Origin of the sequence: Mycobacterium talmoniae (assembly GCF_001854525.1) — a bacterium.
GTDB classification, from domain to species: domain Bacteria; phylum Actinomycetota; class Actinomycetes; order Mycobacteriales; family Mycobacteriaceae; genus Mycobacterium; species Mycobacterium talmoniae.
The window spans coordinates 26,290-34,294 of record NZ_MLQM01000037.1 but is presented as its reverse complement, the minus strand read 5'-3'; the positions used below and the strand labels follow the sequence as shown (position 1 = coordinate 34,294).

At 70.1% G+C, this 8,005-nt stretch carries 7 protein-coding genes and 1 pseudogene; 4 read left to right on the top strand and 4 right to left on the bottom strand.

What is annotated here, in order from left to right; all coding sequences use genetic code 11:
• Together BKN37_RS09630 and BKN37_RS09625 are read left to right on the top strand one after the other, a co-directional pair.
• Positions 1-223 (top strand): annotated as a pseudogene (locus BKN37_RS09630) (L-asparaginase); the annotation flags it as partial.
• Position 224: 1 nt separating this feature from the next.
• The gene (locus BKN37_RS09625) at positions 225-698 is read left to right on the top strand and encodes a hypothetical protein (protein ID WP_165618312.1); all 474 of its coding nucleotides are present in this window, start codon (positions 225-227) and stop codon (positions 696-698) included.
• A gap of 9 nt (positions 699-707) precedes the next feature.
• On the opposite strand, the gene BKN37_RS09620 is transcribed toward BKN37_RS09625, so the two are convergent.
• Positions 708-2,054, bottom strand: a complete 1,347-nt coding sequence (locus BKN37_RS09620) for a DNA polymerase IV (protein ID WP_071024867.1) — start codon at positions 2,052-2,054, stop codon at positions 708-710.
• A gap of 125 nt (positions 2,055-2,179) precedes the next feature.
• Here BKN37_RS09620 and BKN37_RS09615 point away from each other — a divergent pair, with 125 nt between their 5' ends.
• Positions 2,180-2,746 (top strand): class I SAM-dependent methyltransferase, encoded by a 567-nt coding sequence (locus BKN37_RS09615; RefSeq protein WP_207547228.1) that lies wholly within the window; start codon positions 2,180-2,182, stop codon positions 2,744-2,746.
• Between the two features lie 84 nt (positions 2,747-2,830).
• Here BKN37_RS09615 and ileS read toward each other — a convergent pair whose 3' ends face one another.
• Both ileS and BKN37_RS09605 read right to left on the bottom strand, forming a co-directional pair.
• Entirely contained in the window at positions 2,831-5,977 is a 3,147-nt protein-coding gene (ileS, locus tag BKN37_RS09610) for an isoleucine--tRNA ligase (protein WP_071024865.1), read from the bottom strand.
• Between the two features lie 231 nt (positions 5,978-6,208).
• Positions 6,209-6,649 (bottom strand): winged helix-turn-helix transcriptional regulator, encoded by a 441-nt coding sequence (locus tag BKN37_RS09605; RefSeq protein WP_071024861.1) that lies wholly within the window; start codon positions 6,647-6,649, stop codon positions 6,209-6,211.
• A 61-nt stretch (positions 6,650-6,710) separates the two neighbouring features.
• On the opposite strand from BKN37_RS09605, the gene BKN37_RS09600 reads away from it, so the two are divergent.
• Positions 6,711-7,568, top strand: a complete 858-nt coding sequence (locus BKN37_RS09600) for a class I SAM-dependent methyltransferase (protein ID WP_071024859.1) — start codon at positions 6,711-6,713, stop codon at positions 7,566-7,568.
• On the opposite strand, the gene BKN37_RS09595 is transcribed toward BKN37_RS09600, so the two are convergent.
• Positions 7,565-7,936 (bottom strand): amino acid-binding protein, encoded by a 372-nt coding sequence (locus tag BKN37_RS09595; RefSeq protein WP_071024857.1) that lies wholly within the window; start codon positions 7,934-7,936, stop codon positions 7,565-7,567. The genes BKN37_RS09600 and BKN37_RS09595 overlap by 4 nt on opposite strands.
• Positions 7,937-8,005 lie beyond the last annotated feature (69 nt).

The window sequence follows — 8,005 nt, the reverse complement described above, 5'->3', positions numbered from 1 at the left end:
CATCGACGCGGTGCGTCGCCACTGCGCCGCCGGGTTAGTGGTCGCGGTGTCCACCCGGGTGCCCGGCGGCCGGGTCAGCCCCGGCTACGGTCCGGGCCGCGACCTGGTGGACGCCGGCGCGGTCATGGTGCCCGGGCTGCGGCCGCCGCAGGCCCGGGTGCTCGTGATGGCGGCGTTGGCGGCCGGGCGACCGCTCGGCGCCGTCGTGGACCGGTGGTGCTGACGTGACGGGAGCGGGCCTGCGTCGCGGCGCCGTCCTCGCCGGCGCGGGGCTGCTGGTGGTCGCGGCGGCCGCCGCCGCGAGCGCCGAGCCGCCACCCGGGGCCACCGATATCGACCGCTACCCGATCGCCCAAGGCCGGTACGCGTCGCCCACCGATTTCTACTGGGTTTTCTTCAAGACCCCCGACGGCCGCGCCTGCGGGATCGGCCCCAACGGCGGCCCGGTGGGCTGCGACACGGTCCCCGGCGACGCACCGGTGGGCACCAATCAGACCGTGGTCGCCGCCGGCGGTGTCGCCGCCGCCTACCGGCATTCGGACACGTTGTCGTTCACCCGAGATGTCGACGTGTTGCCCGAAGGCCAGCGGCTGGAGAACTGGGGCGCCAGCTGCGGTGTCGGCTATCAGGGCACCGTGACCTGCCGCAGCTACCAGCACGGGTTCATCATTTCCAGCGTGTACGGGGTGCTGTGGTGAGCGCGGTCCCTACAGCGTGTCGGGGTGCGCGTCCGCGGCCGCGAGCTTGGCGACGAAATCGGGCCAGTCCAGGCTGTCCACCGGGTTGGCGCGGCTGATCGCGGCGGTGTCGACGGAAAACGTCCGCACCGGCCCGGGACCGGAGCCGCGGGTCTCGAACCGTACCGTCATCACGCCGTGGCCCGCGCCCTGCACCCAGCCGTGCCCGAGCTCGGGATGCGCGACGTCGTCCCCCACCCGCCACGGCGCGACCTCGGGCGCGGCCGACGCGGTCACCCCCGGCGGCGGGGCGGCCGTCGCGTCGGCGTCCGATGCCCAGTCCAGGTCGGGAAATAGTGACTCCTGGCGCACGTCGCTCAACCCGGAAAACCCCACCCCGAGCAGCCGGATCGGCCCGATCTGCTGCGGGTCCAGCAGCAGCCGCCGGGCCGCCGCGATCAACGCCGCGGAGTCGGTGGTCGCATACGGCAGCGTGGCCGAGCGGGTCAGGATGCTCATATCGGATTTCTTCAGCTTCACCGTGACGGTGCGGGCGCCGCGGCCGTCGCGCAGCAGCCGCTGGTAGGCGTGCTCCCCGATCGGGCCGACCTCGTGGCGCAACTGCTCCAGGGTGGTCAGATCGACGGGGAAGGTGGATTCGGCGCTGATCTGTTTGGCCTCGGCGCGTTCGGCGACCGGGCGGTCGTCGATGCCGCGGGCCAGCCGGTGCAACGCCGGCCCGATCGTCGCACCCAGGATGCTGGCCACCTCGGAGTCGGCCAGCGCGGCCAGCTCCCCGATCGTTTCGATGCCCAGCCGGTGCAGCTTCTCCTCGGCGACCGGGCCGATGCCCCACAGCCGGCGCACCGGCAACCCGTCGAGCAGCGCACGCTCGTCGGCGCGGCCGACCACCCGGATGCCGTCGGGTTTGGCCAGGTCGGACGCGATCTTGGCGATCTGTTTGCCCGAGCCGGCCCCGACCGAGGCCACCAGGCCGGTTTCGCTGCGCACCCGGTGTCGCAGCCGCTCGCAGAAGTCTTCGACCTGGGCGCCCGACGCCCCGGCCAGCTCGGCCGGCTCCCCGAACGCCTCGTCGAAGGACAGTTGTTCGACGACGGGGATCACCGCGCGCACGGTCTCGAAGACCCGGCGACTGGCCACCCCGTAGACCACACCGCGCGGCGGCAACACCACCGCCGGCGCGCCGACCAGCCGGCGCGCCTGGTGCATCGGCATCGCCGAGCGCGCCCCGAACACCCGGGCCTCGTAGCTGGCGCCGGCCACCACGCCGCGTCCGCCCAGCCCACCCACCAGCACCGGGCGGCCGCGCAGCGTGGGCCGGGTGAGCTGCTCCACGGACGCGAAGAACGCATCCATGTCCAGGTGCAGTACCCAGCGCCCACGTTCATGCACAACTGCTGATGCTAAAGGCCCGGCGGAGCCGCGGTGTCGCACCGAAAATCGCTTTCCGCCGTCTGCTTGGGTGGGCTAGCGTTCGCCGCATGGCGATGAATCTGGTGCACCGACTGTGTTGTAGCTCCAACTACTGGGCCCGCAGCGTCGAGCAGAAGCTGCTGCCCTGGGCGCTGGCCGAGGTGGAGCTCGGCGAGAACACCTTGGAGATCGGGCCCGGATACGGCGCCAACATGCGCTGCCTGGTGGAGCAGACGCCGCGGCTGACCGCCGTCGAGATCGACCCACCGATGGCCGCGCGGCTGCAGGGCAAATACGGCGGCCGCGCGCGGATCATCACCGGGGACGGCACCGACACCGGGCTGCCCGCCGAGGACTTCAGCTCGGTGGTGTGCTTCACGATGCTGCATCACGTGCCGACGCCGCCGCTGCAGGACCGGTTGTTCGCCGAGGCGTACCGGGTGCTGGCACCGGGCGGCGTGTTCGCCGGCAGCGACGGCGTGCATTCGCTGTCGTTTCGGCTGTTGCACATCCGCGACACCTACAACCCGGTGCCGCCCGACACGCTGCCGGACCGGTTGCGCGAGGCCGGGTTCAGCGATGTGCAGGTCGAGGTCAAGGACGGCCGACAGCGCTGGCGCGCGGTCAAGGCCTGACGTTTCGGCCGCGAGCGTGCACAAACTGTCAGGGTTTACGGCCTGAGAGCGTACATTTGTGCACGCTCGCGCCTAGTCCTTGGCCTAGGCCTTGGCGATCGAGACGGTCACCCCGTCACCGATTTTGGCGGCGGCCGGCCCCGGCTCGCCGAACTCGAAACCGGTGGCCAGGATTTCGCGGGCGATCAGCTCGGCATGCGCGCGCGCCCACGCCAAGCGCTCCGCCGGCACCGCCATCACCACGCTGATCCGGTCCGACACCTCCAGGCCGGTCGACTTGCGCAGCTCCTGCAGTTCCCGGATGCGGTCCTTGGCCCAGCCCTCGGCTTCCAGTTCGGGGGTGACCGCGGCGTCGAGCACCACCAGACCGGCCCCGTCGGGCAGCGCGGCGGTGAACTCCGGGTCGGCGGCCACCAGTTTCGAGGTGTATTCGCCGTCCTGCAGCACCGCCGGTCCGGCGGTCAGGGTGCCGTCCGGATTGAGGACACCCTGCCCCGCCTTGACCGCCTTGATCGCGGCCTGCACGTCCTTGCCCAGCCGCGGCCCGGCCACCTTGGCGTTGACCGCCAGCTCGAAACGCCCGTAGCGGGCGATGTCGTCGGTGAGCTCGACGGCCTTGACGTTGAGCTCGTCGGCGATCAGATCGGTGAACGGCGCCAGCAGCTGCGGATTCTCCACCGCCACCGTCAGTTTCGGCAGCGGCAGCCGCACCCGAAGCCGGTGCGCCTTGCGCAGCGACGACCCGACCGAGCACACCTCGCGGACCTGGTCCATCGCCGCCACCAGCTCCGGGTCCGCCGGTGCGGCGCCGGCCTCGGGCCAGTCGGTCAGGTGCACCGAGCGCTCGCCGGTGACACCGCGCCAGATCACCTCGGTGGTCAGCGGCAGCAGCGGCGCGGCCAGCCGCGCGGTGATCTCCAGCGCGGTGTGCAGGGTGTCGATCGCGTCGGGGTCCTCGTCCCAGAACCGCTGCCGGGAGCGACGCACATACCAGTTCGTCAACGCCTCGGTGAACAGCCGCAGCTGCTCGCACGCCCCGGAGATGTCGCAGACATCCAACGCCGCGGTCAGGTCGTCGCGCAGCGTGGCCAGCTTGGCCAGGATGTAGCGGTCCAGCACGTGCGACGAGTCGGTGCGCCAGGTCCCGGCTTTCGGGGCGTACAGCGCCAGGAAGCTGTAGGCGTTGGTCAACGGCAGCATCACCTGGCGCACCCCCTCCCGGATACCGGGTTCGGTGACGATCAGGTTGCCGCCGCGCAGGATCGGCGACGCCATCAAAAACCACCGCATGGCGTCGGAGCCGTCGCGGTCGAACACCTCGGTGACGTCGGGGTAGTTGCGCAGCGACTTGCTCATCTTCTGCCCGTCGCTGCCCAACACGATGCCGTGTGCCACACAGGTTTTGAACGCCGGCCGGTCGAACAGCGCGGTGGCCAGCACATGCATCATGTAAAACCAGCCGCGGGTCTGCCCGATGTACTCGACGATGAAATCCCCCGGGTAGTGCGCCTCGGCACCCACCTCACCGCCGTCGCCGCTGACCCCGTCGAACCACTTCTGGTTCTCGAACGGGTAGTGCACCTGGGCATAGGGCATCGAGCCGGAGTCGAACCACACGTCGAGCACGTCGGGGATGCGCCGCATCACCGAGCGACCGGTCGGGTCGTCGGGGTTGGGCCGGGTCAGCTCGTCGATGTAGGGCCGGTGCAGGTTGTCCGGCCGCACCCCGAAATCGCGTTCCAGCTCGTCGAGGCTGCCGTAGACATCGATCCGCGGATACGCCGGGTCATCCGATTTCCACACCGGAATCGGGGTGCCCCAGTAGCGGTTTCGGGAGATCGACCAGTCGCGGGCGCCGCGCAGCCAGTTGCCGAAGATGCCGTCCTTGACGTGCTCGGGATACCAGGTGATCTGCTCGTTGAGCTCGACCATGCGGTCCCGGAACTCGGTCACCGCAACGAACCACGACGACACCGCGCGGTAGATCAGCGGGTTGCGGCACCGCCAGCAGTGCGGGTAGGGGTGCTCGTAGGTTTCGTGGCGCAGCAGCACCGCACCGTTGGGCGCCGCCGGGCCGGTGCCGTTTTTCAGGTCGGCGATGATCGCCTTGTTGGCGTCGAAGACGTGCTGGCCGGCGTAGTCGGGGACACTGTCGTCGAAGCGGCCCTTGGCGTCGACCGGGGTGACCGGCACGATCCCGGCCCGGTCGCCGGTTTCCTTGTCGTCCTCGCCGTAGGCCGGGGCCAGGTGCACGATCCCGGTGCCGTCCTCGGTGGTGACGAACTCGCCGGGTAACACCCGAAAGGCGTTGGTGGAGTCCATAAAATACGGGAACGGCGGCAGATACCGCAGGCCCAAAAGGTCGTCGCCGGAGTAGCTGCCCAGCACCTGCGGCTCCTCGCCGAGTTCGCGGGCGTAGGCGGCCAGCCGCGCCTCGGCCAGCACGTAGCGCCGCTCCCCCGCCGCCACCTGCACATAGGTCACGTCTGGGTTGACCGCCACCGCCATGTTCGACGGCAGCGTCCACGGGGTGGTGGTCCACACCAGCAGGTGCGCGCCGGCCAGGTCCCCGTCGGTCACCTGGAATCCGACGGTCAGCGCCGGGTCCTGACGGCTTTGGTAGATGTCGTCGTCCATCCGCAGCTCGTGGTTGGACAGCGGGGTTTCGTCGCGCCAGCAGTACGGCAGCACCCGGTAGCCCTCGTAGGCCAGGCCCTTGTCCCACAGCTGCTTGAACGCCCACAGCACCGACTCCATGTAGGACAGGTCGAGCGTTTTGTAGTCGTTGGCGAAGTCCACCCAACGGGCCTGCCGGGTGACGTAGGCCTGCCATTCGTCGGTGTAGCGCAGCACCGATTCGCGGCAGGCCTCGTTGAAGGCGGCGATGCCCATGGCGTCGATCTGGGATTTGTCGGTGATGCCGAGCTGGCGCTCCACCTCAAGTTCGGCCGGCAGGCCGTGGGTGTCCCAGCCGAACCGGCGCTCCACCTTGTAGCCGCGCATGGTGCGGTACCGCGGCACGATGTCCTTGACGTAGCCGGTCAGCAGGTGACCGTAGTGCGGCAGCCCGTTGGCGAACGGCGGCCCGTCGTAGAACACGTATTCTGGCGCGCCGTCACGGCGGGCGATGCTGGCGCGGAAGGTGTCGTCGGCCGCCCAGTAGTCGAGGACCTCGGCTTCTGATGCCGGGAAGTCGGGGGCACCCAGTTTCGGATAAGTGTGCTCGGTCAACCGTCGTCTCCATGCGCCAACTGTCTGGCCGGGGACGACGACGCGCTGCTGCGCGAGCGCCGCGGTACCACCCCGCTTGCCGCGCGTGCACGCGACCGCTCGATGACGGCTGTGACGGGCCTACCCGTTCGGTTCTACTGGGCCTGAGCTGTTCTTCCGAAGGCTCCCCGGTGATGGCCGGATCGACGCCGTTGGGTCGATTCTACGGGCCGGTGCAAATCGATAAGGGGGTCAGGCCGGGCGGGGCCGGATGTCGGCGGGGGTCAGGGCGTCGTCGCAGCGGTCACAGCGCAGCCGGTCCTGCAGGTGTCCCCCACAGCCGCGGTGTTCCAGTCGCAGCGGCGGCCCGTCGGGTTCGGCGTAGTACCGGTCGCCCCACGCCATGAGGTGGGCGAGCACCGGCAGCAGCGCACGGCCCTTGTCGGTGAGGTGGTACTCGAACCGCTGCGGCCGGCTCTGATAGGGCCGCCGGTGCAGCACCCCCTCGGCGACCAGGTGGGCGAGGCGGGCGGTCAGCACGCTGCGGGTGATGCCGGTGCTGGTGCACAGCTCATCGAAGCGATGCCGGCCCAGGAAGACGTCGCGGATCACCAGCAGCGACCAGCGCTGCCCGATCACCTCCAGGGCGCGGGCGATGGAGCAGACCTGGTCCGGGTAGTCGCGGTCTAACATGGTCCCACCATCATAAGCAGCTGAGTTGTGTCACGCGACTCACTATCGTAGGGTGAGTCGTATGACGCGACCCGCCGCGGGGGCCGAACCCCTGATCGCCAACGTTTCCGACACGGCGCGCTGGATCGCGGCGTATCGGGCCGTCGAATCGGCCCGCCCCGACGCCCTGTTCGCCGACCCGCTGGCCGATCGGCTCGCCGGCGAGCGCGGCCACGCCATCGTCGCGGCGGCGCCCCGGGTCAGCTGGGCCCTGATCGCCCGCACCAAGCTCATCGACGACCTCGTGGTCAAGGCGATCGGCGAGGGCTGCGATCGGGTGCTCAACCTGGCGGCCGGGTTGGACACCCGGCCCTACCGGCTGGACCTGCCGGCGGATTTCGGATGGGTGGAGGCGGATCTGCCGGCGCTGCTGGCCGATAAGGAGCAGGCGCTCGCCGATCAGACGCCGCGCTGCCAACTGACCCGGCGCGCCGTCGACCTCGCCGACCCCGCGGCCCGCGACGCGTTCCTCGATGAGGCGCTGGCCGGCGCCGACAAGGCGCTGGTGCTGACCGAGGGGCTGCTGATGTACCTGGAGCCCCACGACGTCGCCGCGCTGTCGCAGTCGTTCCAGCGGCCGGCGATCGCGTGGTGGCTGCTGGAGTTCTGGGGCGCGGGGCTGAAGAAGTGGATGACCAAGAAGACCGCCGGCCTGCTGGACAACGCCCCGTTCAGGTTCGGTGCCGCCAACGGCCTGGCGTACTTCGAGGAGCTGGGCTGGAACCCGATCGAGGCCGAGTCGGTGTTGTTGGCCGCCAACCGATTTCATCGGCTGCCGTTCTGGTACCGGGTGGCGGCCCGGCTGCCCCAACCGGACCCGCGCAACCCGGGGAACACCCGCTGGAGCGCCGTCACCCGCCTGGCGCCCCATAAGGTCTAACCGAGCGCGGCCTTGGCCTCGGCCAGGTCGTCGGCGCCGAGCACCAGCCGGGTGTTGGACGCCAGATACACCGTGGCCAGATTGACCTCCGCAGCGCCGAGTTTGTGGATGGCCTCGGCCAGCGCCCCGGGCCGGTCCTCGACATCGAGCACGATGACCTCCTGTTCCTCGGCGATGCGGATGCCGGCATGTTCCAGGGCTTCGAACGCGGGCGTGGGATCCGGCACCAGGATGTGCAACTCGGCCTGCCCGCCGCTGCGAAGAGCACACAAACCGGCGATGTTGACCCCCGCGGTGCCCAGCAGATCCCCTACCCGAGCCAATTCGCCGGGTTCGTCGTCGAGATAGAGCGTCAGATCGGTCGCCATCGCGTGCTCCCTTCGGGCCACTCGTGCTACTACGCTACTGCGGATTCCGGCGCTGGTGAGCGCACTGAT

What these genes read in the sequence shown, in the direction of transcription:
- BKN37_RS09620 (WP_071024867.1), bottom strand. Translation starts at nt 2,054, where the DNA reads ATGGATGCGTTCTTCGCGTCCGTGGAGCAGCTCACCCGGCCCACGCTG.
- BKN37_RS09615 (WP_207547228.1), top strand. Translation starts at nt 2,180, where the DNA reads ATGGCGATGAATCTGGTGCACCGACTGTGTTGTAGCTCCAACTACTGG.
- BKN37_RS09605 (WP_071024861.1), bottom strand. Translation starts at nt 6,649, where the DNA reads ATGTTAGACCGCGACTACCCGGACCAGGTCTGCTCCATCGCCCGCGCC.
- BKN37_RS09600 (WP_071024859.1), top strand. Translation starts at nt 6,711, where the DNA reads ATGACGCGACCCGCCGCGGGGGCCGAACCCCTGATCGCCAACGTTTCC.
- BKN37_RS09595 (WP_071024857.1), bottom strand. Translation starts at nt 7,936, where the DNA reads ATGGCGACCGATCTGACGCTCTATCTCGACGACGAACCCGGCGAATTG.